This window comes from Nostoc sp. GT001, from assembly GCF_030382115.1.
Lineage (GTDB): Bacteria > Cyanobacteriota > Cyanobacteriia > Cyanobacteriales > Nostocaceae > Nostoc.
On the sequence record NZ_JAUDRJ010000003.1, the window covers coordinates 4,392,327 to 4,419,215 of the forward strand.

General features: G+C 41.2%; 27 protein-coding genes. 18 read left to right on the forward strand and 9 right to left on the reverse strand.

The window, feature by feature from the left end; genetic code table 11:
* The first annotated feature begins 426 nt into the window (after positions 1-426).
* From glgX to QUD05_RS21530, 7 genes are all read left to right on the forward strand, one after another.
* Complete coding sequence (glgX, locus tag QUD05_RS21500; protein WP_289797845.1) at positions 427-2,592, forward strand: glycogen debranching protein GlgX; 2,166 nt, start codon at positions 427-429, stop codon at positions 2,590-2,592.
* Entirely contained in the window at positions 2,585-4,756 is a 2,172-nt protein-coding gene (locus QUD05_RS21505) for an AGE family epimerase/isomerase (protein WP_289797846.1), read from the forward strand. The genes glgX and QUD05_RS21505 overlap by 8 nt, the downstream gene beginning before the upstream one ends.
* 564 nt (positions 4,757-5,320) lie before the next feature.
* Complete coding sequence (locus tag QUD05_RS21510) at positions 5,321-6,982, forward strand: FAD-dependent oxidoreductase (RefSeq protein ID WP_289797847.1); 1,662 nt, start codon at positions 5,321-5,323, stop codon at positions 6,980-6,982.
* A 2-nt stretch (positions 6,983-6,984) separates the two neighbouring features.
* Positions 6,985-7,968, forward strand: a complete 984-nt coding sequence (locus QUD05_RS21515; protein WP_289797848.1) for a cyclic nucleotide-binding domain-containing protein — start codon at positions 6,985-6,987, stop codon at positions 7,966-7,968.
* A complete protein-coding gene (locus QUD05_RS21520) occupies positions 7,911-8,444 on the forward strand; it encodes a sensor histidine kinase (protein WP_289797849.1) in 534 nt (177 codons plus the stop codon). The genes QUD05_RS21515 and QUD05_RS21520 overlap by 58 nt, the downstream gene beginning before the upstream one ends.
* 16 nt (positions 8,445-8,460) lie before the next feature.
* Positions 8,461-9,636: a low temperature requirement protein A gene (locus tag QUD05_RS21525; RefSeq protein WP_289800039.1), complete on the forward strand. Its 1,176-nt coding sequence runs from the start codon at positions 8,461-8,463 to the stop codon at positions 9,634-9,636.
* A 402-nt stretch (positions 9,637-10,038) separates the two neighbouring features.
* The gene (locus QUD05_RS21530) at positions 10,039-11,379 is read left to right on the forward strand and encodes a transposase (protein WP_289794346.1); all 1,341 of its coding nucleotides are present in this window, start codon (positions 10,039-10,041) and stop codon (positions 11,377-11,379) included.
* 187 nt (positions 11,380-11,566) lie between these two features.
* Here QUD05_RS21530 and QUD05_RS21535 read toward each other — a convergent pair whose 3' ends face one another.
* Positions 11,567-12,052, reverse strand: a complete 486-nt coding sequence (locus QUD05_RS21535) for a molybdenum cofactor biosynthesis protein MoaE (RefSeq protein ID WP_289797850.1) — start codon at positions 12,050-12,052, stop codon at positions 11,567-11,569.
* 75 nt (positions 12,053-12,127) lie between these two features.
* Between QUD05_RS21535 and QUD05_RS21540 the strand changes: the two genes are divergently transcribed.
* Complete coding sequence (locus QUD05_RS21540) at positions 12,128-12,316, forward strand: response regulator (RefSeq protein ID WP_322636757.1); 189 nt, start codon at positions 12,128-12,130, stop codon at positions 12,314-12,316.
* Here QUD05_RS21540 and QUD05_RS21545 read toward each other — a convergent pair.
* The gene (locus QUD05_RS21545; RefSeq protein ID WP_289797851.1) at positions 12,313-12,729 is read right to left on the reverse strand and encodes a KTSC domain-containing protein; all 417 of its coding nucleotides are present in this window, start codon (positions 12,727-12,729) and stop codon (positions 12,313-12,315) included. The genes QUD05_RS21540 and QUD05_RS21545 overlap by 4 nt on opposite strands.
* A 515-nt stretch (positions 12,730-13,244) precedes the next feature.
* On the opposite strand from QUD05_RS21545, the gene QUD05_RS21550 reads away from it, so the two are divergent.
* On the forward strand, positions 13,245-13,637 hold the full coding sequence (locus QUD05_RS21550; RefSeq protein ID WP_289797852.1) for a hypothetical protein: 393 nt from the start codon (positions 13,245-13,247) through the stop codon (positions 13,635-13,637).
* 241 nt (positions 13,638-13,878) lie between these two features.
* The gene (locus QUD05_RS21555) at positions 13,879-14,844 is read left to right on the forward strand and encodes a tetratricopeptide repeat protein (protein ID WP_289797853.1); all 966 of its coding nucleotides are present in this window, start codon (positions 13,879-13,881) and stop codon (positions 14,842-14,844) included.
* A 35-nt stretch (positions 14,845-14,879) separates the two neighbouring features.
* Here the strand turns inward: QUD05_RS21555 and QUD05_RS21560 are convergent, their stop codons facing one another.
* Positions 14,880-15,455, reverse strand: a complete 576-nt coding sequence (locus QUD05_RS21560; RefSeq protein ID WP_289797854.1) for a DUF411 domain-containing protein — start codon at positions 15,453-15,455, stop codon at positions 14,880-14,882.
* Positions 15,456-15,808: 353 nt separating this feature from the next.
* Positions 15,809-16,270 carry a pyridoxamine 5'-phosphate oxidase family protein gene (locus QUD05_RS21565; RefSeq protein ID WP_289797855.1) on the reverse strand — a complete coding sequence of 154 codons (462 nt, stop codon included), beginning with the start codon at positions 16,268-16,270 and terminating at the stop codon, positions 15,809-15,811.
* A gap of 434 nt (positions 16,271-16,704) precedes the next feature.
* Between QUD05_RS21565 and QUD05_RS21570 the strand changes: the two genes are divergently transcribed.
* The 3 genes from QUD05_RS21570 (at position 16,705) to QUD05_RS21580 (ending at position 17,776) form a co-directional block, all read left to right on the forward strand.
* On the forward strand, positions 16,705-17,040 hold the full coding sequence (locus QUD05_RS21570; RefSeq protein ID WP_289797856.1) for a hypothetical protein: 336 nt from the start codon (positions 16,705-16,707) through the stop codon (positions 17,038-17,040).
* Positions 17,022-17,147 carry a hypothetical protein gene (locus QUD05_RS21575; RefSeq protein ID WP_289797857.1) on the forward strand — a complete coding sequence of 42 codons (126 nt, stop codon included), beginning with the start codon at positions 17,022-17,024 and terminating at the stop codon, positions 17,145-17,147. The genes QUD05_RS21570 and QUD05_RS21575 overlap by 19 nt, the downstream gene beginning before the upstream one ends.
* 161 nt (positions 17,148-17,308) lie before the next feature.
* Positions 17,309-17,776: a hypothetical protein gene (locus tag QUD05_RS21580; RefSeq protein ID WP_289797858.1), complete on the forward strand. Its 468-nt coding sequence runs from the start codon at positions 17,309-17,311 to the stop codon at positions 17,774-17,776.
* A 17-nt stretch (positions 17,777-17,793) separates the two neighbouring features.
* Here QUD05_RS21580 and QUD05_RS21585 read toward each other — a convergent pair whose 3' ends face one another.
* Both QUD05_RS21585 and QUD05_RS21590 read right to left on the reverse strand, forming a co-directional pair.
* Positions 17,794-18,135 (reverse strand): type II toxin-antitoxin system PemK/MazF family toxin, encoded by a 342-nt coding sequence (locus tag QUD05_RS21585; protein ID WP_289797859.1) that lies wholly within the window; start codon positions 18,133-18,135, stop codon positions 17,794-17,796.
* On the reverse strand, positions 18,120-18,362 hold the full coding sequence (locus QUD05_RS21590) for a DUF2281 domain-containing protein (RefSeq protein WP_257236308.1): 243 nt from the start codon (positions 18,360-18,362) through the stop codon (positions 18,120-18,122). The genes QUD05_RS21585 and QUD05_RS21590 overlap by 16 nt, the downstream gene beginning before the upstream one ends.
* Positions 18,363-18,660: 298 nt before the next feature.
* On the opposite strand from QUD05_RS21590, the gene QUD05_RS21595 reads away from it, so the two are divergent.
* From QUD05_RS21595 to QUD05_RS21615, 5 genes are all read left to right on the forward strand, one after another.
* The gene (locus tag QUD05_RS21595) at positions 18,661-18,876 is read left to right on the forward strand and encodes a bromodomain-containing protein (protein ID WP_289797860.1); all 216 of its coding nucleotides are present in this window, start codon (positions 18,661-18,663) and stop codon (positions 18,874-18,876) included.
* Between the two features lie 61 nt (positions 18,877-18,937).
* Complete coding sequence (locus QUD05_RS21600) at positions 18,938-19,489, forward strand: alpha/beta hydrolase (RefSeq protein WP_289797861.1); 552 nt, start codon at positions 18,938-18,940, stop codon at positions 19,487-19,489.
* A gap of 184 nt (positions 19,490-19,673) precedes the next feature.
* Positions 19,674-20,225, forward strand: a complete 552-nt coding sequence (locus tag QUD05_RS21605) for an HdeD family acid-resistance protein (protein WP_289797862.1) — start codon at positions 19,674-19,676, stop codon at positions 20,223-20,225.
* A gap of 157 nt (positions 20,226-20,382) precedes the next feature.
* Positions 20,383-22,515 (forward strand): glycoside hydrolase family 10-like protein, encoded by a 2,133-nt coding sequence (locus QUD05_RS21610; RefSeq protein ID WP_289797863.1) that lies wholly within the window; start codon positions 20,383-20,385, stop codon positions 22,513-22,515.
* A gap of 330 nt (positions 22,516-22,845) precedes the next feature.
* Positions 22,846-23,283: an NUDIX hydrolase gene (locus QUD05_RS21615; RefSeq protein ID WP_289797864.1), complete on the forward strand. Its 438-nt coding sequence runs from the start codon at positions 22,846-22,848 to the stop codon at positions 23,281-23,283.
* Positions 23,284-23,584: 301 nt separating this feature from the next.
* On the opposite strand, the gene pip is transcribed toward QUD05_RS21615, so the two are convergent.
* The 3 genes from pip to QUD05_RS21630 form a co-directional block, all read right to left on the reverse strand.
* A complete protein-coding gene (gene pip / locus QUD05_RS21620; RefSeq protein WP_289800040.1) occupies positions 23,585-24,523 on the reverse strand; it encodes a prolyl aminopeptidase in 939 nt (312 codons plus the stop codon).
* Between the two features lie 163 nt (positions 24,524-24,686).
* Entirely contained in the window at positions 24,687-25,637 is a 951-nt protein-coding gene (locus QUD05_RS21625) for an AAA family ATPase (RefSeq protein ID WP_289797865.1), read from the reverse strand.
* Positions 25,638-25,734: 97 nt separating this feature from the next.
* Positions 25,735-26,886: a DUF4350 domain-containing protein gene (locus tag QUD05_RS21630; RefSeq protein ID WP_289797866.1), complete on the reverse strand. Its 1,152-nt coding sequence runs from the start codon at positions 26,884-26,886 to the stop codon at positions 25,735-25,737.
* Positions 26,887-26,889 lie beyond the last annotated feature (3 nt).

Genomic DNA, 26,889 nt, shown 5'->3' on the forward strand with positions numbered 1-26,889 from the left:
GCCTTGCCATATTTAATATTTGAAAATGCTAGTCTTTACCTACTTATTTATTATCTAAAAAATACAAACATATCCCCAAAATTTAACCCTTGAAACTATACTATACACTCATTAATATTAACTCTTGTAAAGCAATTAATAGGCAATTAAATTTCCAGAATAGTTAGATTGGTGACTTATTTTTTCGCCAAGTTTACTCAACAATTGCTTAAACCTAATCAAGAAAAAGATGGAAGAGTAGATAATACAAGCTACAAGCATGTTTGAAGGCAATATTGTAATGAAAATTTCATGAGTTATTTAACATAAAAATAGCCATTAATAAATTGCTAAACACATCATTGCAAAACACAATAAAGAATTTTTTAGTGGCTAAAATAGTGCTAAATGACTCATCAGTAAAATACTGTCAGGACAGAAAGACAAATGACTTTAACTACAGATAGATATCAGGTTGAACTAGCAATACCTGATTACCAGTTAGAATCGGGATGTTCACATCCTTTCGGTGCAGTACCAGACAAAGATGGAGTAAACTTTTCCCTCTTTTCAGAACATGCTACCTCTGTGGAACTCTTATTGTTTGATCGGGATGATGCTCCGCAGCCAACAAAAATTATTCAGTTAAACCCAAAGATTAATAAAACCTTCCACTTTTGGCATATCTATGTTAGAGGGTTAAAAGCGGGCGCTCACTATGCTTATCGAGTTAATGGTAATCCTGATTTACACCGAGCAGGACACCGCTTTAATAAGAATAAGGTACTACTTGACCCTTATGCTAGAGGAAACACCAACACTCTTTGGCAGCGCAACGATGCTTTAGGGACAAAAGATAACGTGACTACATCTATGCGTAGTGTAGTTATTGATATATCTGATTATGACTGGGAAGGCGATCGCCCGCTCAATCGCTCAATGAGTGACACCATCATTTATGAGGTACATGTTGGCGGATTTACCAAATCATCATCTTCCGGCTGCAAACACCCCGGCACTTTTTCTGGGATCATAGAGAAAATCCCTTACCTCAAAGAGTTAGGAATTACAGCGGTTGAACTCCTGCCAATATTTGACTTTGACGAAAAGAACATTCTTCGAGAAGTCAACGGTAAGGAACTAAAAGACTACTGGGGATATAACCCCCACAGTTACTTTGCTCCAGAAGCTTCATATTGTGCTTTTCCTGATGTTGGAAATCATATCAGAGAGTTTCGAGATTTGGTTAAGGCTTTACACAAAGAAGGAATTGAAGTCATTCTAGATGTAGTCTTTAACCACACCGACGAAGGCAACCATGAAGGCCCAACCATCAGTTTCAAAGGACTTTTTAATGATATCTTTTATCACCTAGTGCATGGGGATAAGCAGTACTACATGGACTACTCCGGGTGTGGCAATACTGTTAATTGCAACCATCCCATAGTAGAAAAGTTAATTGTAGATTGCCTGGAATTTTGGGTGAAAGAGATGCATGTTGATGGTTTCCGCTTTGATGAAGCCTCCATCCTATCTCGTAGCCAAGACGGAGTACCAATGATCCATCCGCCAGTGATTTGGCACATTGAAACATCAGAAACACTAGCTGACACCAAAATCATTGCCGAGGCTTGGGATGCTGGTGGGCTTTATCAAATTGGCGATTTCCCTGGATATCGTTGGGCAGAATGGAACGGACGTTTTCGAGATGATATCCGGCGCTTTGTCAAAGGAGATCCTGGAATGGTTGGAGCAGTTGCTTGGCGACTAGCTGGAAGTGCTGACTTATATCAATCAAGCAGACATTTACCCATTAACAGCATCAACTTTATTACTTGTCATGATGGGTTCACCCTCAATGATTTAGTTTCGTACAACCACAAGCACAATGAAGCCAATGGTGAAAACAATCGGGATGGTGTCAATGACAATTTGAGTTGGAATTGTGGGGTTGAAGGAGAAACTGACAATCCAGAAATTGATGCATTACGTCGGCGACAGATTAAGAATTTTGCAGCCATTCTCATGCTCTCTCTAGGTGTACCCATGCTTGTGGCTGGTGATGAAGTCAGACGTACCCAAAAAGGTAACAATAACGCTTACTGTCAAGATAACGAAATTAGTTGGTTAGATTGGAATCTTGCCGAGAAGAATGCTGATATTTTTAGGTTCTTCAAAGGGATGATTAATTTACGCAAATCCTACTGCCATTCTGCCTTACGTCGGAGTTATTTTTTCACTGGTGAAGTTAACGAACGTGGGTTGGCAGACATTTCTTGGCATGGTTGTAAGTTGTTTGAACCAGGTTGGCAAGACTCTCATGCTAGAGTTCTCGCATTGACTGTTGGCGGCTTTGAAGGAGAAGCAGATATTCATATCATGCTCAACATGTATTGGGAGGATCTCGACTTTGAAATTCCTTCTATGAAAGGAAGAAGATGGTGCAGAGTCGTAGATACTGCTCTTCCTTCGCCAATGGATATTGCAGAGCCAGGAGAAGAAACTATAGTTTCAAGTAACGTCTATCGTGTTAAAGAGCGTAGCGTTGTTGTTTTGATTTCTAAATGGTTTCCAGTTAATGAATTTCCAATTCGGAGTGAATTCAATGACTAACATAGGCTTTTCGTTTTCGGATTTGATTGCTGGGTATGTTATCGGTTTTGATTCAGGTAAAGGAGATTTTGGTACTTTTGAACTTAAAACCTCAGATGGCAGGAAATTTAAAGTAGCATTGACATCAATGACCTATGCTGAACTAGTACGCAATTTAGATGAGCCTTTCTTTGATTGCACTAGCCAAATAAGTTCAATGCTCGTTCCAAATTGCTATCTTTTCGCCTATGGCATTTTTTATCCTGAAGCAGGTGAACATAAATTTGAAGCTAAACACATAGTTTTTCTGGGTAGAACAGAAAATGAGTATCTTTTTGAAAGACCAGATTGGTGGGTCAAGCAGATACGAAGCCTTGGCGATTTTTACCTCAAAGCTCAGTTTGAAGATGGCGAAATTGATTATCGAAAATATCGCACAGGTATCGGTTTAGTTGGTTCCAAAGAAGATAGTAATCGTCAGGAGACTGACACCATTTCTCGCCTAGTTTACGGTTTTGCTACAGCCTACATGATGACTGGGGACGATCGCTATCTTGAAGCTGCGGAAAAAGGTACTGAATATCTGCGCCAACACATGCGTTTTCTAGATGAAGGCGAAGGAATTTGCTATTGGTACCATGCTGTTGATGTGAACCCAGGTGGTAGCGAACAGAAAATATTCTCCTCAGAATTTGGGGATGATTATGACGCTATTCCAGCTTACGAGCAAATTTATGCCCTAGCTGGCCCCACCCAAACCTATCGGATAACAGGCGATCCCCGCATCATCAAAGATATCGAGTTGACGATTAATCTGTTTGACAAGTATTTCTTGGACAAGACAGAGAAAGGAGGATTTTTCTCTCACATCGATCCGATTACTCTCAGCCCCCACGCTCAGACTCTAGGCCACAATCAGGCCAAGAAGAACTGGAACTCGGTAGGTGATCATGCTCCGGCTTATTTGATCAATCTTTGGCTAGCGACTGGCAAAGAAGAATACGCAAATTTCTTGGAGTACACCTTCGACACCATTGAAAAGCGGTTCCCAGATTATGACCATAGCCCATTTGTCCAAGAACGTTTTTATGAGGACTGGACTCACGATACAACTTGGGGATGGCAGCAGAATCGAGCAGTTGTAGGTCATAACCTGAAAATTGCTTGGAACTTAATGCGGATGAACCACCTGAAACCAAAAGAAAACTATGTGGCTCTGGCAGAAAAGATTGCAGAAATCATGCCAGCAGTCGGTAGCGACCAACAGCGTGGTGGGTGGTACGATGTCGTGGAACGCACCTTAAAACCAGGGCAAGAGGTACACCGCTTTGTCTGGCATAATCGGAAAGCTTGGTGGCAACAGGAACAAGCTATCTTAGCCTACCTGATCTTAAATGGCTCACTTGATAAACCTGAGTATCAACGCCAAGCCCGTGAAGCGGCAGCTTTCTATAATGCTTGGTTCCTCGATTACGTAGCTGGGGGTATCTACTTCAATGTTCTGTCCAATGGGATTCCCTACTTGTTAGGAACGGAACGAGGCAAGGGGAGCCACTCAATGAGCGGTTATCACTCGTTTGAGTTGGCCTACTTAGCTTGCGTTTATACAAATTTGCTGATTAATAAACAGCCAATGGATTTGTACTTCAAACCAAAGCCGGGTGGCTTTAAGGACAACATTCTGCGAGTTGCACCAGATATCTTACCACCAGGCAGTGTACGGATTGGCGATGTATGGATCAATGGGCAAAGGTATGCCGATTTTGATGCTGCAAACCTGACGGTAAAACTGCCGATTACTCAAGACGATCTCAAAGTTAGAGTCAGGCTTCTCCCGACTCAAGTATCTTTCGACGCAACGCTGTTAGAAGTGAGTAATGGTACTGCTAAAATCTCCTTAACTGGGTTATTGGATGCCAATGGTGTGGTACATTTTCAGGAAGCGATCGCCAAAGCTACAGAACAGCCAATCAATCGTCTAGTCTTACTGCTACAAGAATTAGAATGTATTACTACTGCTGGTCTGAGGTCTCTGATTTTAACTAAGCAAAAACTGGGTTCTCATGTTGAACTCTATATAGTTGGGGCACCAGAGAACGTGAAACAATTCCTGATGATGAGTGCATTTTGCGACAGCGTAACTGTTTTGGATCAGTATGAAACTGCTGAGATGGCTAGTGTGTAGATTGCGTTGAAAGACGTTTTAGTAGTCCTAAAAATTGGATAGCAAATACACAGTTTCAACAAAGAGAGTAGAGTTTATCCAAAGCTATTAGGACTAGGCTCAATACAGTTCGGTTAAGGAAAGTTATTTGTTAAAATGAGTAAAGGGAGCAGGGGGAGCGGGGGGTCTGGGGAAGTTTTTCTCCCTGCACTCCTAGCCTCCCTTACTTATTCAAAGAGTATTGGGACTATGCTTTGTCTTTGACACAACTGCAACTAAATTCTGTATAAAAATACTAAATCTGTTTAGTAGAATTCATCTCAAAACCTTGTACAGAGTTGGCTTTGCATTTGAGAAAAAATCTATTGGAAGGGGTAAAACTTAGACTATCTTCCCTTGTGGCAAAGATATTTTCCATCAAAAGCTACTCAGGACTCTTGGCTGTATTGTTGTTATATAACAACCGATTTTAAAGCCTGAACCCTAACAAAAGTGTCAGTCAATAGTTCTAAATATAGTCATAAGACACTCAAGGCTTAGGATGAGGCAAATAATTACAAATATCATCCCCAGAAAGGAGCTATTTTGGTTAATCCTGTACTACTTACTGTTGACGATGACCCCGGAGTTCTACGAGTCATAGAGCGAGATCTCCGACATGAGTATGGCGATCGCTTTCGGGTACTACGAGCCAACTCAGGTGCAAATGCTTTAAGAGTATTGCAACAGGTAAAATTACGTAACGAAACAGTTGCGCTCTGTGTAGTAGACCAGCGGATGCCACAAATGTCGGGCGTGCAGTTCCTGGAACAGGCTATGCAAATTTTCCCGTCTGCAAAACGAGTTTTACTAACAGCTTATGCAGACACCGATGCTGCTATCTCTGCGATAAATACAGCAAAGATTGATTACTATCTTCTCAAACCTTGGGAGCCGCCACAAGACCTTCTGTATCCAGCTCTGAGCGATTTATTAGACGATTGGATTTCGTCATACCGCCCACCCTTTGAAGGTATCCGCGTTATTGGCTCTCGTTGGTCGCCCAAGAGTCATCACATTAAGGACTTCTTGGCCCGCAACTATATGCCTTATCAGTGGTTGGACATTGAGGTAGAAGAAGAAGCGCGTGAGTGGGTTAGATATGCTCAATGTAATACCGCGCATTTGCCACTAGTAGTTTGCCCTGACGGTTCGTATCTCATACAGCCAACGCACGCCGAAATTGCTGAAAAAATCGGGTTGAAGATGCAGGCCCAAATGCCCTTTTACGATTTGGCGATCGTGGGGGCTGGACCAGCTGGTTTAGCAGCAGCAGTCTATGGAGCTTCTGAAGGTCTACGCACAGTATTGATTGAAAAAGAAGCTCCAGGGGGTCAAGCAGGGACGAGTTCCCGGATCGAGAACTATTTAGGCTTTCCCCAAGGAATTCCTGGATCGGAATTAGCTCGCCGCGCCGTTACTCAAGCTAAACGATTCGGAGTAGAGATTCTCTCGCCTCAAGAGGTAATTGACATTCGCTTGCAAGATTGTTATCGCATCATTAAGCTGAAAGATGGGACAGAATTAAGCTGTTACGCATTGCTGATTGCGACAGGTGTTTCATATCGTAAGCTTAATGTGCCTGGGATTGAGAATGTGACTGGGGCCGGTGTATACTACGGTGCGGCAATGACCGAAGCACTCTCCTGCCAAAATGAAGATGTTTATGTAGTTGGCGGAGCTAACTCAGCCGGGCAGGCTGCGGTGTACATTTCTAAGTATGCTCGCCGTGTGACTATATTGGTACGCGGCAACTCACTGGCTACAAGTATGTCAAAGTACTTGATAGACCAAATCTTAGCAACAGACAATATCACGGTACGGTTTCACTCTCACATTGTCGAGGTTCATGGCCAGACTAACCTAGAAGCAATTACGATCGCTGACACTAAAACCCACGAAAAGGAAACTATTCCCACAAAGTTGCTGTTCATTTTAATTGGCGCCAACCCACACACTGATTGGCTGGCTGGAATTGTGGACAGAGACGAACAAGGGTTTATCTTAACTGGGCCAAGCTTGATACCCGATAAACGATGTTCAAAGGCATGGAAACTGGATCGCCAACCCTTCCTGCTGGAATCGAGTGTACCAGGCATATTTGTAGCTGGAGATGTGCGTAATGGGTCTGTGAAGCGAGTTGCTTCTGGCGTCGGAGAGGGTGCGATCGCTATTCAGTTCATCCATCAATATCTCAGTAAGGTGTAATTATGTTAGATGCTTTGCGTCAAGTGTCACTTTTTGCACAATTGACAGATGAGCAATTGCAATGGTTATCTGAACACGGCTGCGAACTATGTCTGGTTTCGGGAGAATACATAGCCATTGAGGGAGAACCACTAGACTATTTCTATGTACTGATCGAAGGCGAAATTGAGTTTACTAAAAAGGTCGGCAATGCAGAAAAACACGTCATGAGTTTTGGTGCTGGAACATATACAGGTCATGAGTTGATTTTATTAGATGTTCCTCACTATCTTCTCAACGTGCGTGCCGTGAAACCGAGTTATATGTTGAAATGGCACACAGATACTTTCTGGGAAATGCTGACAACCTGTCCGTCGATTACACGTGACCTTTTAATCATCACGGCACAACGGGTGCAAATGTTGGAATCTATGTCACAACACCACCAAAAGCTAATTGCACTGGGTACTTTAGCAGCTGGACTAGCCCACGAGTTAAACAACCCAGCAACAGCCGTTGTTCGAGGTGGGAAGCACTTGCAGAAAATCTTTCAACAATTGCCATACCTTGGACTCCAACTCAATCACAGGCAGATGACAAAAGAACAACTGTTGTTTCTTGACAACTTGTTGCACTCAGTAATTGTACGTGCCAAAACACCCTGCGACTTAGAAAATTTACTTGCGCAGAGCGATCGCGAACAAGAAGTGACAGCCTGGTTGGATTTACACAACGTGCCTGATGGCTGGAAAATTGTTTCTTCCTTAGTCCGGGGAGGACTGGATACTCAATCCCTGGATACTATTGTGGAGCATTTACCCCCAGGATCACTCGCTGAAGTTCTAGCTTGGCTCGAGCCACACTCACAGGAATTGAGTTGTTGGACGAAATTGACCAAAGTTCGGGGCGCATTTCCGAACTGGTCAAAGCTATTAAAGAGTACTCCTATATGGATCAGGCTCCGATGCAGGAGGTGGATATACACCAGGGAGTTGAAAGTACGCTGACTATTCTTGGTCATAAGCTCAAGGGTGGCATTAGTCTAACGCGCGATTATGACCGGAGCCTACCACTAATCTTGGTGTATGGTAGCGAACTCAACCAGGTATGGACGAACTTGATTGACAATGCGATTGATGCAATGAGTGGACAAGGACAAATCAGGATTCGCACAGCACGAGAAAATAAGTGTGTGCTAGTAGAAATTGCCAACAATGGTCCAGCCATTCCGCCAGAGATCCAAGAGCGGATATTCGAGCCTTTCTTTACCACCAAGGGGGTGGGTCAGGGAACAGGCTTAGGTCTAGTGATTAGTTACCGAATTGTTGAAAAGCATAAAGGCGAGATCCGCTTGTTCTCCGAACCAGGAAACACCCGTTTTCAGGTTATTCTGCCCATATCTTTGGTTGAAAAAACATCTGAATGCCATCAATGCCAATTTATACCATCTGATGATACAACTATGCAATTTATACACAGTTGATTAAGGAGTGTGTGGGATGAATAAATGGTTGAAATCTCCTGAATTACGTATTAGTGAAGATAAGGAAGAAGAACGGCACGCGACGTGGTTGGAACTCTTTTTTGATCTATTTTTCGTAGTTGCGATTTCGGAACTTGCTCACAATTTGAATCGGGATGTATCACTATCGGGCTTCCTTGGCTTTTTGATGCTCTTTGTGCCGATTTGGTGGTCTTGGATTGGAGCTACGTTCTACGCCAATCTATTTGATACTGATGATTTGGGACACCGACTCCTGACCGCTTTACAAATGCTTGCAGTGGCGGCACTAGCTGTGAACGTACACGACGGGTTGGGTAAAAGTTCAGTTGGTTTCGCTCTTTCGTACGCTATTGCTCGGGTGTTGCTTGTCCTTGAGTTCTTACGTGCTGGAAAGCATATAGTTACAGCACGACCACTAACAACCCGAATCGTGAGCGGTTCTGGACTAGGGGCATTGCTTTGGCTGGTGTCGGCATTTGTACCAATACCACTGCGATTTGGGTTTTGGATCTTAGCGCTGACAGTAGAATTTGGAATAGTATTGACAGCAGGAAAGGCTGTGCATGTGGAACTGGCTCCCCACGCTTCACACTTGCCTGAGCGTTTTGGCTTATTTACCTTAATTGTGCTAGGCGAGGCAGTCTTAGCGGTAGTTAATGGGGTCGCACAACAGCAGTGGAATTTCTCATCAGCATATACTGCCGTGTTTGGCTTGACTATTGCTTTTAGTTTGTGGTGGCTGTATTTTGACAACCTTGGTGGTTCAGCAATCCAGGCTGCTCGTGCTTGCCGCCACATAAGAGCTTATCAGACTTGGGTCTATATGCACTTACCTTTGGTGATTGGTATTGCCGCTACCGGAGTTGGGGTGGAGCACGCTCTAGCAAGTGATACAGGTCTGGTACTGGCATCTGCTGAACGCTGGCTTATTTGCGCTAGCTTGGCGCTGTGCTTCTTTACCCTTGGAATCATCTATCTTACAGGTGTGAGCACTGACACCAGACTACGCTGCAAAGTCCGAGCGGGGTATCGCTTTGTGGCAGCAACTGTTATTCTGATTCTCGCTGTAGTTGGCGCGGGTTTGTCAGGTATGGAGTTGATTGGGCTTATAGCTGTGGTTGGTGCTGTTCAAATTATCCTCGAGCTGCGTCAGACTACTAGTTTTTTATAACAATACTTCGGACAAAATTAGGCAGCAATAACTCGGCAACCCGTACATCTGATCCCACTGTCTCTGTCAGGCACAGCGATCGCAACAAGGTGGGAAGTTAGGCAGTTAGTTACACCAGGAGCAAAGCGCACTCTCAATGTTACCAGCGAGCGATGCCTACGGCGGCAGTGCTACGCAACGTTGCATCAAGGACAGTCGCCTGTTCCATACCAATACCTTCACCACATATTTGGGTCTGAATCTTAAGGCTTCACGCAATGCTTTAAAGTAATGAGTTTCATAGTGGATGAAAAATGGGTATTTACTCCAATACCTTAGCCAAAATAAGAGGATGAGGAGAGAGGGCCGATGTAGTAGAGTTATTGTCTCTCACAACGACAACTCAAAAACTACAATCAGCCCATGTCCGATATCTTATCACTGCTACAATGCTTGCTACCGCAGATAAACGCTACGACGATGCGGCAATTGAACCAGATAATCCTGGCTATGTTAGCGATGAGCGGACGAGTCACGATGTTGGGAATTTCCCGTTGGGCAGGCATTGGTGGTAGTTATCGGACGATGTTGCGGTTTTTTCATACAGTAATACCTTGGGCTACATTGTTTTGGCTATTTTTCCGCAAGCATTTGTTCCGTGCGAATGAGGTATATTTGCTTGCAGGAGATGAAGTTGTAGTCAGTAAATCGGGTAAAAAGACTTATGGATTAGATAGATTCTTTTCTAGCCTAGCCAATAAACCGATATCAGGATTATCTTTCTTTGTATTATCATTAGTGAGTGTTGAACAGAGGCACTCGTTTCCGATTCAGATAGAACAGGTAATAAAGAAAGATACTCAAACAAAAAGTACCTCGACAATCGAAAAACCAAACAAAAAAGAAAAGCGTGGGCGTGGACGACCAAAAGGAAGTAAAAACAAAAATAAAAAGGAAGTGATATTAACATCTGAATTAATACTAATTCAGAAAATGATTGGTTCACTATTCAAGTTATTAGCTAACTCTATTTCCCTCACCTACTTGGTAGTAGATGGTCATTTTGGTAACAACAATGCTTTGCAGATGGCACGTCTTGTCAACTTGCAGATAATTTCCAAATTGCGCCATGATTCAGCATTATACTTCCCTTATGAAAATCCTGACTCCAGTAAGCGCTCTCGTCGTAAATACGGTGATAAGCTAGACTATCGTAATATACCTGACAAATACTTATGTAAAAGTGCTATTGAGGATGATATTCAAACTGATATTTATCAAGCCACTCTTATTCACAAAGAATTTGCCCAAGCTCTCAATGTAGTGATTTTGGTCAAAACCAATCTTAAAACTAATGCTTGCAGCCATGTAATTATTTTTTCTAGCGACCTAACTCTGTCATTTGAAAAAATTATCGACTATTACAAACTCCGTTTCCAAATCGAGTTTAATTTTAGGGATGCCAAGCAGTTTTGGGGATTGGAAGATTTTATGAACCTGAGCCAAACTGCCGTGACTAATGCTTCTAATTTAGCATTTTTTATGGTCAATTTATCCCACCATCTTCTCGCTGATTTCCAGCAACTCAATCCCGGTTCTGGCATTATTGACCTTAAGGCTTACCATCGTGGTTTTCGATATGTTCGTGAAATGTTAAAAATGCTTCCCGAAATCCCTGAGCCTATTTTATTAACCCAGATTTTTGCCAAGCTTACTTCTTTAGGACGTATTCATCCCGTTTCCACTGGCGTTGAACCCTCGTAAATTGGCAGAGGTATTGTACTCATTACTCATTACTTATTACTCATTACTCCTTCTTAAGAGCGCCTTTAGGTCGGTGAGGATGTCAAAATTCAATAGCTTTAAAAGCTGTAGCGCTTATCCCGCATAGCTTAGAGCTTTTCTTAGTGCCATTCCAATCTGACTCCTGATTTCTGAATTCTTCTTCAAATCAACAATTTTCTCCTGATGTTTCACACGCACCAATACTCACCCAGGTGCTAGAACCGTCTTGCCAATGTTCTTTCTTCCATATAGGGGCATTGTGTTTGAGCGTATCAATAGCATATTGGCAAGCTTCAAACGCCTCACTTCGATGAGGAGAACCCACAGCTACTAAAACGCTGATTTCCCCAACTTGCAAACGTCCAACACGATGATAAATCGCGACTCGATTCACATCAGGCATAGATAAGCGAATATCAGCAGCAATTTGATAAAATATCCGCAACGCCATTGGTTCATAAGCTTGATACTCTAGAGCAATCACAGGTTTACCATCGGTTTGATTGCGAACCATACCACTCATCACAACCACAGCACCATTGGCTGAATCGTCAGATTTGGCGTAGATTTCTTCCAGAGATAATGGCGCAAAGGTAATGGCAAAACTATCTTCGGCTCTTGGTTTAACAGCAGAGGTAAGTGTGGTTGTCATAACTGCGTTGATATTATATGGGTTTTTTCTATTGTCTCTGAAGAAAGCATTACTAGTCTATGTTGAGTGGCTAAGATGGATGGAGCAATTACCATTCGCACATTGCAAGATATAAATCCGCTGTTGCCGATTATTGCTGTAAGTGGACTAGTAAAAAGTGAAGAAGTACCGATCGATAAAACGGCTGAGTATACAGCCTTTTTACCTAAACCTTATACAACGCAAGAATTATTGAAAACCCTACATGCAGTTATTAGTCATTAATCTGCATGATCTAGACGATCGCACTCATATCTACCTTTAATCTCTTGATTGAAAAAGCTGCCAATTGAGTCCGAGGAATGTAAATCTTCCCAAGTATCCTCGTCTACGCCTAAGTACTGATAAACCGCTCCACTTTGAAACTCAACTTGCAAAATCTGTTCGTTGCGATCGTAGCCTACAGCCATAGCCATTGATGAGACAACTGGTAGCATGACGATTGGTTCTTCTTCAAAGGGTAATGCAGTCGTTTCGGCAATCGCTTCGTTGAGTTCTTGCAATCCTTCATAAGCTTGTATCGGTGCCGGAATTTCTAAAAACTCTAGTTCGTTGCCTCGATCGAGCAACAACTGCAAATATCCATCAGAATGAGCGATCGCTACTAAACTGCTCAAGTCTATCTTAGATAGCTTCATTTATTTTCTACTCTCCTATTGGCGTAGTCGGGAGTGGTAAAGTTTTATGCAATATCAAGCACTTCTATAGTACATTTATACTAAATAATCACTTAAGTGTCAAGTTTTTCTCCTAAGAGAGAATTTTAGGTATGTAGAGACGCTTTAGCAAAGCAGCACGCAGTGTTTTTCTCTGACATTCGGGGAAATACTTGTGATTAGGCTTGGGTGAATGAGCGTATTTGAGTCACCTGCCGCAGAAATCTCTGCTTTGTGAGGGGAACTCAACAGGCGAACTCAAAAATTGCATAAATGTTCAACTTGCCTCAGTTAAGTAGTTGAGAATTTCAACCAATCCTTGTTGTGTCTAGACTCAACTGAGTCTCTATTGCTGTTTGTATCACTCAATTAGCTCACCCTTTTGGGTGAGTCATAGATCAACCGATCAGATGACCTGACTGAAGGAAGTTGAGATTAATAATAAAGAGGACTCTATTACTAAGGAACACCGATTGCATTTTACCTAAGTATAACTTATGAAACTTACTACCTTAATAAATTCTGCACTGATTTTTGCTTCTATCACTCTTGTACCTGGAATCGCTGGCGCTCAAACAGCTACTACTAACAACAGTGAAACAATAGCTGTTAACTCTAATAATTTATCCACTAACTCGACTTCTGCGAATTACCTCCAGCCTTTTAATCTAGTTACTTTTGCTTATCAAGGAGGTCTGCAACAACACGGTATTCCTAGCGGAGAAGCACTAGTACTTAAAACTCTGAATAAAAATATTCTTGCGAAAGATTTGGTTAAAGCTGCTGTGAATGCAGATAAATTACCATCACAAGTTTTAAACGATCAAAATTATTTAAGTGCTGTTAATTTAGAACTCAACGTATTACCAGATTATGCTGCTGCTGATTAATTTGATTTTTCTTGTATCTTTTGAGAAAGCTAAGTTTTTCAGTATGGTATATTTGTATGCTTGTTACTAAGGATAAATAAAAGCCTTTTATACATAGTGATTGCAGTGTATTAAAAGTATACAAGAAAGCTTGATATTGAAGAATAATTTCTAAATTTTGACATAAGTTATATTTATCCTGTGCTAAAGCCATAGAAAATTGTATAATCGACAGCTTATCGAGCAAAAATTTCTATAGAGAATGACAGAAGTAATAAGATCCGGGAGCCTAAATAATATTGAGTCCATTGAGTTTGAAGAGCAGTGCTTAGAAAAAGCCAGAGAAACAGGCGATCGCAATGCAGAAGTCATTTCTTTGGCAAGTTTGGGCAATGCTTACCAGTCACTAGGTGAGTACCACCTAGCAATTGAGTTTTATCAGCAGTGGTTAGATATAGCTAAAGAAATAGGCGATCGCTTAGAAGAAGCCAAATCTTTATCTGGGTTGGGTAACGCTTACCAATCACTGGGAAAATACCAGCGAGCGATTGAATTTTATCACCAGTGGTTAAGTATTACCAGGAAAATAGGCGATCGCACTGGGGAAGGTATTTGCTTGGGAAGCTTGGGTAATACTTATGAATACCTGGGTAAGTACGAGCAAGCGATTGAATTCTATCACCAGTGGTTGAGTATTACCAAGAAAACAGGCGATTGGACTGGGGAATGCATTTGCCTGGGAAGTTTGGGCAATACTTATGAATCATTGGGATCTTACCAACTAGCAATTGAGTTTTACCAACAATGGTTAGGGCTAGCAAAATTCATTAGCGATGCCTACGGCGGGCAAAGCCAACGCAATGCTGAAAGCATGGCCTTGAGCGGATTGGGCAGTGCTTATAAGGCTTTAGGAAAGTACCAAAGGGCGTTGGATTTTTATCAGCAATCATTAGAGATTAGAAGGGATCTTAATGACCTAAATGGGGAAGCAAATGCCTGGTTTAATTTGGGTTTGGTATTAGAAAAAATCAATCGAGAATCAGAAGCGATGGCTGCCTTTTGCAATGCTCGTGAAATTTATCATGCAATGGGACTCGATGCCAGTCTGCAAGATTGTAACCATGCCATTGAGTTTCTTTCTCAAAATATTGCCAGCACACCATCTACTTTCTGGTTAAGGAGATGGTTAAGTCATTTGTCGCAGTTGATCAAAACTGGTTCTAAATAAAGAGTGGTGAGTTTCGAGTTAAAAGACCCTTTTAATCAGGACTCACCAGGATACTTATTGAATACTACTACTGAGTTCTTGCGATCAAAAGAAAGCACAGAAAACGGGTCTTTTCGATTCCCCATTTCCATCCCAGGAGTGCCTACAGGCATTTGAGGAACAGATAAACCAATAACATTTGGCTTTTCTTGCAGCAGACGTTTGATGTCGTCTGCTGGGACGTGTCCTTCAATAACATATCCATCAACAATTGCTGTGTGGCAAGATGACAAGTTATCCGGCACGTTGTACTTTTGTTTGACTGTTTCGATGTCAGTTGTTGAAAAATCTGTGATTTTAAAACCCTGTGCCTTTAAGTGATCAATCCACCCGCCACAACAGTTACAATCGGGACTGTGATATACAGTAGCATTTAGCACTGTTGATTTTGATGGTATCTGTTGCTGCTGGATGTGCATAGTGCTAAAAACAGCTTGAGCATGACTCATAGGAGCAGTGCTTCCCAAGATGCTCAAGATCCCTAATGTTAGAACCACTATTTGCACAGTGGCAGACATCAAGATGGGAAGTAACCATTTTTGCCAGCAATAAATCAATTGTTTGTGCGACATCTGATACTTCCTAAATACAACATTGCTTCCAAAACACTCTGCGCTTGCTTTTCGTCCCTGTGCGTTTAGAAAGACTACGATTTTACATAAAAGAGATATGAGTAAAATTAAATATGTGTTACCCATAACCCTTGTAGAAACATAGCAGTGCTACGTCTCTACATTCATTTTTGCTCATATCTCTAAAACTGTACTATATCCTATAAAGCAAAAGCGATTCCTTATTAGTCATCATATTTTCATGAAAACAAATGGAGCGATGTCTACGACGGGTGGTTCCTGAGCGCAGCTGTTGGCGTGGTAACAGAGCGTAGTCGAAGTGCAGCCTCTCCTAGAGAAGTATTACGAATTACTTAAAGACGTGATGGTGTCAAAAAACTAATTGTTTGTGGCTTGAAACTCGATACACTATCCCAATAATTAACCTGGTTAATATTCACCTTCAACAAAGCAATATCAGGTTCGTCTAGTCCTTTAGGAAACCAGGTTTGAAGTTCCGGCTTCCATAGCTCTCGCATCTTGTTGCGGTCTTTTACAAGTTGTGCTGTACCTGAGATAGAAACGTATCGCTGCTGTTCGGGTGATGAGAAACTAATATTGACCTGCTCATGGTGTTCAATTTCAGTTACCTTATGGGAACCAGCATAAGTAAAAAACCAGAGTATACTATCAGAGTTAATCTCACCACTCTTTGACATAGGGTAACTATGCAAGCTGCCATCATCATCGACTGTAGTAAACATACCATAATCAATATCTTTGATTAGTTCATGCAGTTTTTGAATCTGTTGATCGCGGTCTGTAGAAGTTGCCATTGTTTGTGCTTTTTTCTCTATTTGTCTATTTGTTTGTTGTCTAGGCTGCAATTTTTAATTACAACCAGATTTAATTCTGAATAATGTTATTTTTTAGTATTGACCTTTTTAGTTTAAATTGCGTGAGCCTAAAGGCGTAATTCTAATAAAAGTAGGTTTTTTAGTTATATCTATAGAGATATTTGTTGAGAATTGACTATTCTATGCATAGAGAATTTTTAGGTAGAGCCAGGTTAATTTTGTGCTTATTTCTTTAGACATAAATTTGATAAATTTTGTACTAAATTCAAAGTGCCTCTGTAACTTTAGGATGATGAAATCATAATTTAGGCAGCAATTGCGATCGCTCTGGTATTGCTAAATTAACAAAGTAAATGTGGTAAGCAAGAGTATCTATTTTTACTTTACAGTACTCTTCTCATTCATAGCACGTTATGAATATTGGCAAATTTTGTATTTACAACAATCCAAGTTATTTGATTGAAGGAATCACAACCGGGGCGGCAGACTTAGATGAAGATGGCGTTGTCTCAATTGACGAGTTGCATGAGTATGCCAGCAGAAAAGTTAGAGAAATACAGCCGACGATGAAGCCAGAAATCTACACAAGTAGAGAAGGCTTTAAGATTCGACTTACAAAAGTTCCGCAAGGCGATCCTAAACAGAAGTATCGTAAAGAAGTGGCGCGATACAGTAGCCGTGGCGATGTTTCTTTTGTGGTCGCAAGACTTTGGACGCGCTCAGAAGACGCTTGGGAATATCCGAAATAGAAGCAACTGCAATTGAAGATGAGATGTTAGCAGTTGCTCGTCAGGAATTTAGACAAAAGTTACAGCAATATGAGCGGGACTTTACTGAAGCACTTCAATTGATGTAGATACGTTTTTAGAAGAGGTAAAAGCAAATGAATTCCCGACTCAGTTTTTATCAAAGCGAGTAACTCAGGTAATTCCAGAAATTAAGCCAGTCAAAACTGCTAAATTTCTCCCACAGTGGATAGTTCCATTAATATTTGTCGTTGCAGCAGGTTTTTTAGGATTGTTCGTCAAGCAACTGCGAGGAACCTCTCCAATTTTTTCCAATCCATTACAAACTCAAAATCCTACCATCGAAGCAACACCCGCACCGCGATCGCTGGCTAATCTTTCTCCTGGTTGGGTAATTCAAACTAACAATGACATCTCCTTGGGAAACAATCAATCACTCCCCCGTGGGACTTTTTTAGAAGTTATTGAGAAAAAATCAAATCCAAATCCTACTTCTGGCAGTTTTTTGGTGTCTATGCGAGTCTGTGCCAATAAAAGTACCCAAACTCCAGCTAATCCTAATAACCCAGTTGTAACTATCCCTGTTCCCCGAAATTCAAAACCTTGGCCAGCAACAGTATTGCTAAACTCCTCCCAAGTCAACCGTTTTGGCGTTGTTTTACAATCAGACGCACCAAATCCATGTATAACTGTGACGCAACCGCCAGTTACCGAACCATCTGACACTAGTCCAACTTAATCAAATAATCGATATAACTACAGGCTTGAGTACTGTATAATTTCAATAATTTTATTAATCACCTCTGTTAATTTTTCAGATTTTATTTGACCTGCTTGATATAAGATAATTTGTTTATCGGCAGTAAAAATGCGATTTGGTCGAATATTACTTGGCTGATTTAAACTCCCAAAGTTAAAATCACTATTGTCCACTTCAATAGCATAGATATCGCCAACAAATTGGCTAGTAATTTGGCAAAGAATCAGGTCATTACCCTGAAGTGTAGCAATAACTAAAGCAGGTCTGCGTTTTGTCTGAGTTAAGTCTGAAAAGGGAAATGGAACAATAACAACATCTCCTTTTACAAATCCTGCCATGCTGTATCTTCCTCTGGTTTTAACCAATCTTTTTGCAGTGATGATTCACTCATAATGGTGATTTCTAAAATTTTATCTTTTTGGTACTTTGCTTGTAAGAATTGAACAAAATCTAAAATTTCCTGTAACAGAGGTTCAGGTAATTTTTCTAGTTCTTGTGTAATCTGTTCTTTAAGCATAATTGTCTGATTATGTGTTTGGGCAATATCTAAAATAATATTTATCATATCTATTTTTGAATGAAAATATAAAATCAAATAAATCCTTGCAACTGTAAAATTTTATGTAACACCAGTAGCGATCGCAGATCGTCATGACAATAGTTATTTTGCGATCGCTACTCATGACTTGTTATTTACGTATTAAAGTATTAAATTTTACGCAGTAAAGTATTTTTACCATAAAATGTTAAAATTATACCCTATGAATGAGCCTCTTCAACCCATAGCAGGAGTATCACTTTCCATTCAGCGTCTACTATAAAGAACTAGGAAATCAAATTGCAGGATATCTGCCTTTTAAATTATGGACTGGAAGTACAGGTGGAAAAATGGTTATCGACCAAGCCGAGACGAAGCAGCAAAAAATCCTCATTTGTTAGATGAGAATCAGTTCGAGAACGAACAAGACCGAAAGCTTGCTGAAGAAACTGCAAGGAAGCATTTGGGCGTACCTGCACCAACTTTAGACGAAGATAAATCAATACTACCTCATGCGGCTTCGCCTAATGAAAAGGTTTAATACTAACGATATAGGCATTTTTTGTCTATATCTGCTCCATACCATTATCAAGTTTAACAAAATGCAGATTTCTCAACTTTTCAGTCGCTTAAACAATAAAAAATTTAGTAAGTTACTCACTCAGACAGTAGCTTTAGGCTTAGGCGCTATCGTTCTATTTTCAACTACTAATGCTAATGCTGCCGAGCAAGTTGTTTTAAAGTATGGTACTTTTCAGGGGCAAATATCGGTTGAAGAATTAACTCAGTTTACAGAAACTGGCGAAACTACTCCAACATTAAGAGCTTATTTACAGGCGGCGCAACAAGATCCCGCAGTAGCTCGTAAGGCACTGAAAGCACCAATAAAAGCTGATGCTGCCTTTTTAAATAGCTTACTAGCTAGTTGGGCTGGGCCAATTTTAGTTAACCAAATTGGTGAGGTAGTTCATCCTCCAGGAGGAGAACTAAATCAGGAGGCATTGCGAAGCGCTTTAAGTACATCTATTCAACAAAATGGTGAAGTTACACTAATTGGAGCTATTCAAAATTATCCAAATACTTCTGTTGAACTTGAAGGAGATCGTCTCATCTCTGTTTATGAACGCCTTAGCAGTCTTGCAAGACTCTTATAATGATTACTTACAGACAATAGATTTATCATGAGATGATTTGTTTAGTGTCTCAAGAGTGATAGATTTTAGTCACTATTAGAATTAAGTTAATACTGAAGAGTCTATCGTAGGGTTCATACTCTGTTACTTAGAAATTCCCTAACCTAAATGTAGAGTTTAGTCTAAGAATAGGAAAAGGATTTTTATGACAACCGATATTTCTAGAGATACTAACAAAAATGTGAATGGGTCACTGATAACAGGTGTTCTTTTGAGTATTTTAGGGGTTATTGCGATCGCAGCCCCTAACTTCACCACCATATTCGCCGAAACTTGGATTGCAGCAATTTTGATTTTCGCCGGATTTACAAAACTAGTTTATGCCACGCAAACCCGCGAACGAGGAGGTTTTCTTTGGAAACTTCTTTTGAGCGGGCTTTATATTGCCACCGGCATCATGCTGTTTGTTTACCCTTATACGGGTGTTTTGACACTGACTCTGTTACTTGGCACATTTTTGTTGACTGAAGGCACATTCGAGTTAATTCTGGCATTTAAGTTGCGTCCACAACAAAACTGGACGTGGATATTAACTAATGGCATTATTACCCTCGTGTTAGGTGCAATGATTTGGTTCCAGTGGCCCTTCAATGCGCCTTGGCTAATTGGGACATTAGTTGGTGTCAGCATTATTTTTAGCGGCATTTCACGCGTGATGCTGGCGTTGAATGGGCGTTCTACCTTAAGTGTGCAATAGGGATTGGAGAATGGGGACTAAAGAAAAGTTTTCTGAATGCTTAATCCCCAGCACCCAATACCCAAAAAAGTTTACAAGATATTGCAGCAGCGATCCGCCAACAAAATTGCTAAATTAACTAAGGAAATCAAATCAGGCCAGCTAGCTGCAATCAACAATGGTATCTATTGCTACTCCCTTCTCGGATATTCAAAACCATTGGGCACGCTCATTTATTACAGCCTTAGCCCAACGCGGTATTGTCAGTGGGTTGCCTAATGGCACTTATCGCCCTGATAATTCACTTACCCGTGCTGAATTTGCCGCTATTATCGCCAAAGCATTTGGGACAGTTTCCAAGAAGCGGCAGTATGTTCCCTTTGTTGATGTACCCACAAATTATTGGGCAGCAGCAGCCATCAAAACAGCTTACGAAAAAGCATTTATTAGCGGGTTTCCTGATAAAACTTTCCGTTACGCTAACCGAATTACTAGAGTAGAAGTCTTAGTTTCCTTGGTAGCAGGCTTAGAAATTGCTACCGAGATAAAACCTGAACTCCTCTCAAAACTCTCACAAATTTATCAGGATTCTGTTCAGATTCCTGAGTATGGTAGAAACCACGTAGCTATTGCCACCAGCGCTGGATTGGTGGTTAGTTTTCCAAATATTAAATTACTCAATTCTAATCTCGCAGCTACTCGTGCAGATGTGGCAGTGATTATTTATCAAGCTTTGGTGTATTTAGGTCAGGCAGAAAAAATTGCCTCTAGTTACCTAGTACAGCCGCCAATATTAACGCCGACACCGACACCAACTCCAACTCCAACACCAACGCCAACTCCAACACCAACACCGACACCAACACCAACACCAATTCCAACTCCAATACCAATTCCAACTCCAACACCCACACCTATCGGTAGTGTTAGGGTAAATCATAGCCGGGAATTCCGGGGGGCATGGATAGTATCTGTGTGGAATGGTGATTGGCCTTCCAAAGCAGGACTTTCTGTTGCTCAACAAAAAGCAGAACTTACCGAAATTATTACTAAATTACAAGCGTTAAACTTCAATGCTCTGATTTTCCAGGTGCGACCGGAGGGAGACGCTTTATATGAATCTCAATTAGAGCCTTGGAGTGCTTGGATTACAGGAACTCAAGGGAAAGCACCAGAACCATTTTATGATCCTTTAGCGTTTGCGATCGCAGAATGTCATAAGCGCAATATTGAACTCCATGCTTGGTTTAACCCTTACCGCGCTAGCACCTCCACCGACCCAGCAAAAACAGTCCGTCCCCACATCGCAGCTACCAATCCAGAAAGCGTTTATTTGTGGAAAACTCAACGCTGGATGGACCCAGGACTAAAAATAGTTCAGGATAGGGCGTATAACGTAATTCTCGATGTAGTGAAGCGCTACGATGTTGATGGCATTCACTTAGATGATTATTTCTATCCATATCCCATCGAGGGACAACCTTTCCCCGATGATAAAACCTACGCTGCATATAAAGCAGCTGGTGGTACACTCAGCCTTGGCGACTGGCGACGAGACAATGTTAACAAAATGGTACAGCGGCTTTGGCAAGGAATTAAAACAACCAAAACCGACGTTAAATTTGGTATTAGTCCCTTTGGAATTTATCGCCCCGGCCAACCCGCTGGTATTACTGGATTAGATGCTTACAATGTGCTGTATGCTGACTCAAAGAAATGGTTAGAAGAAGGCTGGATTGATTATATCGCTCCTCAACTTTACTGGCGCACAGACCAACCACAACAAAGTTATTCAGCGTTACTAAAGTGGTGGACACAAGTAAACACAAAACAAAGACACGTTTACGCTGGCAACAATCTGACAGAACCAAGCAACAAGAGTCGGGAGAGTGATGAGATTGAAAAGCAGGTGATAGTTACTCGTAGTCAAGCTGCACAGTTATCACTAGGGAATATCTTTTTTAATGTCGGTGTTTTGACAGAAAATAGTCAGGGCATTGCTGATAAATTCCAAAGTTTGCTGTATAACAAACCTGCGCTACCGCCAACTTTGCCTTGGCAGGATACAACACCACCATCTCCACCCATTGGATTACAAGTCAATAACCGCAAACTGAGTTGGCAGCCTGGAGATAATCAGCCAGTTCGTTCCTGGACACTTTATCGGCTGAGTGGCGATACTTGGACAATTGTGCGAATTTTGTCTGCTGGCACAACCTTCGCTACCGTCCAACAAGCGGGAACCTATGCCGTGTGTGCAGTGGATAGATTAGCCAATGAGAGTACGGGAACAGTTATTACAGTTAGTTGAACATAAGGATCGTGGATTTAATAACCTGTGTAGGTTGGGTTGAGTCTGCGAAACCCAACGCCCCAGAGATGTTGGGTTTCGTGCCTCAACCCAACCTACAAAAGTCGATGTTATTTAATTCTTATTCCTAACGTAACTGCGGAATTAAAACCATCATTACCCGCTCAAACACTAATGCTAGAAATTTTTTGAATAATTAACTCTTATAAAAAAAATCTGTTTTTAATCTTTTCATAACTTAAAATTAACCAAAATTTATCCGGTATTAGCTCTAGACTTTCTGAAGTAAGCATTGTACAAAAAAGCTAGTTAGTACAGGATGTAAATTATATGAGTCGAAAAGCCAGCAAAGTGTTGAAACAGTCTGGGGTGATTCCTTACAGAGTGAACAATGGTAAAGTTGAAATCTTGCTAATTACAACCCGTGACTTTCAACACTGGGTGATTCCGAAAGGAGATATCCCTAATGGCATGAGTCCGCCTGATTCCGCAGCTAAAGAGGCGTGGGAAGAAGCAGGGATAATTGGGCAAGTAGATGGAAATGAACTGGGAACTTACAAGTACCGCAAACAAGGCAAAATTTACTGTGTCAAGATGTATTTACTATCAGTCGATATGCTGAGTGAAGATTATCCAGAAGCAAGTAAAAGAAAACGGCAGTGGGTAGAAGTGAATAAAGCTATCAGGCGGGTTAAGTTTAATTCACTCAAACGAATCCTTAAAGGTTTTTTCCAGGTAAAATCCCAATTTTGTTCATTACGATGTTAATTAGTGGACAGAATAAATCAAACTATATTATGCAATATAAAATCAATTAAAGGGTTGCAGTCAAACACTCCAAGCCTTACTAAAAAACTTTGTCTATTCACGCCCACTTACTTAAATCTATAGTAAAGCTATCCAATTTTTTATACCGACAATTCCATCAGCGTGCAATTTCTTAGATGTTTGGAAACTAACAATTGCATCTTTAACTGACCGAACAATTTTAGATTTTAGATTTTGGATTAAAATGAAAATCTAAAATCGAGTGACTCAGAAAAACATCTAAATTCAATATTCAACCAAATTAAATATTATCTGTTGCCTCAATCAAAGCACTACGAATTCCTGGTTCACTCATCGAGTGTCCGGCATCAGGAACCACTATAAATTCCGCTTCCGGCCAAGCCCGATGTAATTCCCAAGCTGATATCATTGGGCAGACTACATCATAGCGTCCCTGAACAATTACAGCCGGAATATGGCGGATACGGTCTACATTTAACAGTAATTGATCTTCTGTTTCCAAAAATCCCTTATTCATAAAGTAATGGCATTCAATCCGAGCAAAAGCTGAAGCAAATTCACTCTCGCCAAACTTTTGCATAAGTTCTGGGTCTAAAAACAGTCTACTGGTACTACCTTCCCAAATTGACCAAGCACGCGCTGCTGTTAATTGAATTTCTAAATCTGGATTGGTCAAGCGTTTGTAGTATGCTGCGATCAGATCGTCACGTTCATCTATGGGAATCGGTTTGAGATATTCTTCCCAAGCATCAGGAAAAATATAGCTAGCACCCTCTTGGTAAAACCAGCACAATTCTTTTTGTCTCAGCATGAAGATCCCACGGAGAATTAATGCTGTGCATCGAGAGGGATGGGTTTGACTGTAGGCTAATGATAAAGTGCTACCCCAACTACCACCGAAGACAGCCCACTTTTCTATACCTAAATGTTGGCGCAGTTTTTCGATATCACTGACTAAATCCCAAGTGGTATTTTCTCGTAATTCAGCATGGGGCGTACTTTGACCACAACCGCGCTGGTCAAACATGACTAACCGCCATTTTTCTGGGTGGAAATATTGCCGATAAAAAGCTGGACATCCACCACCAGGCCCCCCATGCAGCAAAACGATGGGTTGACCTTGCGGGTTTCCTGATTCTTCAAAATGGATAGTATGAAGGTCGGAAACCTGTAAACTACCTTCTAAGTAAGGCTCGATCGCTGGGTAAAGTTCTCGCATTTTGCATATTTTATCAGTAATGTTGTGATGGCGATCGCTATGTCTTAGTGAAACAACTTCGCTTCTGTAAAATGTGGCTTTTAACCGCCCTTTCATCTAAAAATTGCCAAAAGCCCTCACCCTAAATCCCTCTCCCAAGTTTGGGAGAGGGACTTTGAAATTTTCACCTTGGAACTGGTACTTGATTAATTACCGACGCAATTACTGCGTCCATTTGTAAACCATCCAGCATCGCTTCTGGTTTCAATATGAGACGATGACGTAGCAACGGTGATGCAACTGCTTTTACATCATCTGGTGTTACAAAATCCCTTCCCGCTAACCATGCTATGGCTTGAGATGTCTGCAACCAAGCACCAGTAGCGCGAGGTGATGCACCCAAAGTCAAATCAGGATATTGACGCGATATTGTCACCAATGCCAACAAATAATCAACGATCGCTTCTGATACTTTAACTTCTTTGACTGCTTGTCGTGCTTGCAAAATGTCGGCTACTGTTGCGATTGGTTTCAAACGGCTAATATCCAAACGTCGTGCGGCAAAACCCGCCTGACGATTGAGTAACATTTGCTTTTCAGCAGCTTTATCGGGGTAATCTACTACCAGCTTAAATAAAAATCTGTCTAACTGTGCCTCTGGTAAAGGATAAGTACCCTCAAATTCCAGGGGATTTTGTGTCGCAATTACCCAAAATAAATCTGGTAAAGGCAAACTTTCACCATCCAGTGTTACCTGCATCTCCTCCATCGCTTCTAGCAGCGCCGCTTGTGTTTTGGGCGGAGTACGGTTGATTTCGTCCGCTAGCAATACTTCAGTAAATATTGGCCCTTTTTTCAAAGTGAAATTGCGGCTATTCAAGTCAAAAATATTAGTACCAGTAATATCTGAAGGTAAAACATCTGGTGTTAATTGAATCCGGCGAAAATCCCCTTGAATTAACTGCGCTAGCACCTTTACTAAAAGGGTTTTCCCAGTTCCCGGTACTCCTTCTAAAATTACGTGCCCACCCGCTAGCAGTGCTACTAAGAGTTGCTGTATTAAGCTAGATTGTCCGACAATTACTTGATTAAGACCTTGACCAAGCCGAATTAAGATAGGATGTGTTTCACTCATATTTTTTATTGATAAATAACCAACGCAGAGTACAATTTCGCAAAAATAATTACGAATTATGAATTACGAACTTGTACTGAGTTTCGACTGCGCTCAACTACCGCGTAGCCGTTGGCGTGGTAACAGAGCGTAGTCGAAGTGCAGCCTCTCGTAGAGAAGTATTACGAATTAATCTAATGGTTCGCCATTTCCCCAACCAGCTTAACAGGTCTCGTTCACTGATGGGTTTTTTGCGAGATTGTAGCTTTAAAACTGCATCTAGTTCTGCTGCACTTGCGCCTGTTTTTTCCATCCAGAAATCGATCAAGGCTTGACGTTCTAAAAGTACTTGCCCTAATCCCAAGGCTTTTTGGAGTTGTAGTTGTTCTTGTTTACCCACCATTTCAACAACAAAGTCGGTGGTATCAGCTTTCTGCAACACCCCGGCTAAAGCTTGGATGTATGCTTCGCTATTATCTACAACTGGTGTATCTAAAGCTACTGGTTTACCAAAGCGGCGATTCTGCGCCCAAACTAGCACTAATAGCAGGATACCTACCTGTATCAAGATTGGAAGTAAAGGAGTTTTGGCAAAAAAGCTAGATAAATCTCCTTCGTTTTCTTTCTTTCTGACATCGGCATCTTTATAGCCGTGGATGTATTCATCGACAAAGACTGTGTTACTTTTTTCAGTAACCAAACTAGCTAAATACTTGAAATTACTTAAATAATCTTGGTAAGCGTTGGCGGCTAAATAAGGAGTGGTAGAAAAAATCACCTTTCCTTTTTTGTAATTTTCTTTCCAGACAACAGCACCAAAGCGATCGCCTAAATTAACTTGCTGGGAGTTAGCTTTTTTATATCGTCTACGTGTATCAATTTTAATATCACCTTCAGGAGATTTTTGCATAGTGCTAAACTCCGCTTCTGTAACCCGCGCCTTTGCACCCAAAATTACCAAAGTATTTCCTTTTTCTACCCATTCCCGCTCTTGACTATCCAGTGTGGTTTCTCTGGGATAGCCGCCTACTTGTAGGAAGGTAACTGGGCTGTTCTCTGGCTGAATATCACTAAAAGGCTTTTGCCAGCGCTTAATAGAAATTCCCTGTTGTTGCATAAAAGCATACCAAGCACCATAGCCATCAGAGTTATCGTTATAAGTAGAGCCAGCGTTAATTTTAGTATTATTGGGAGCCGCGAACAAACTAAGTAAAACGATCGCAGCGAGTGCGATCGCTCCCATCCAAGCAAGGCGATTTGGACGTTTCATTTT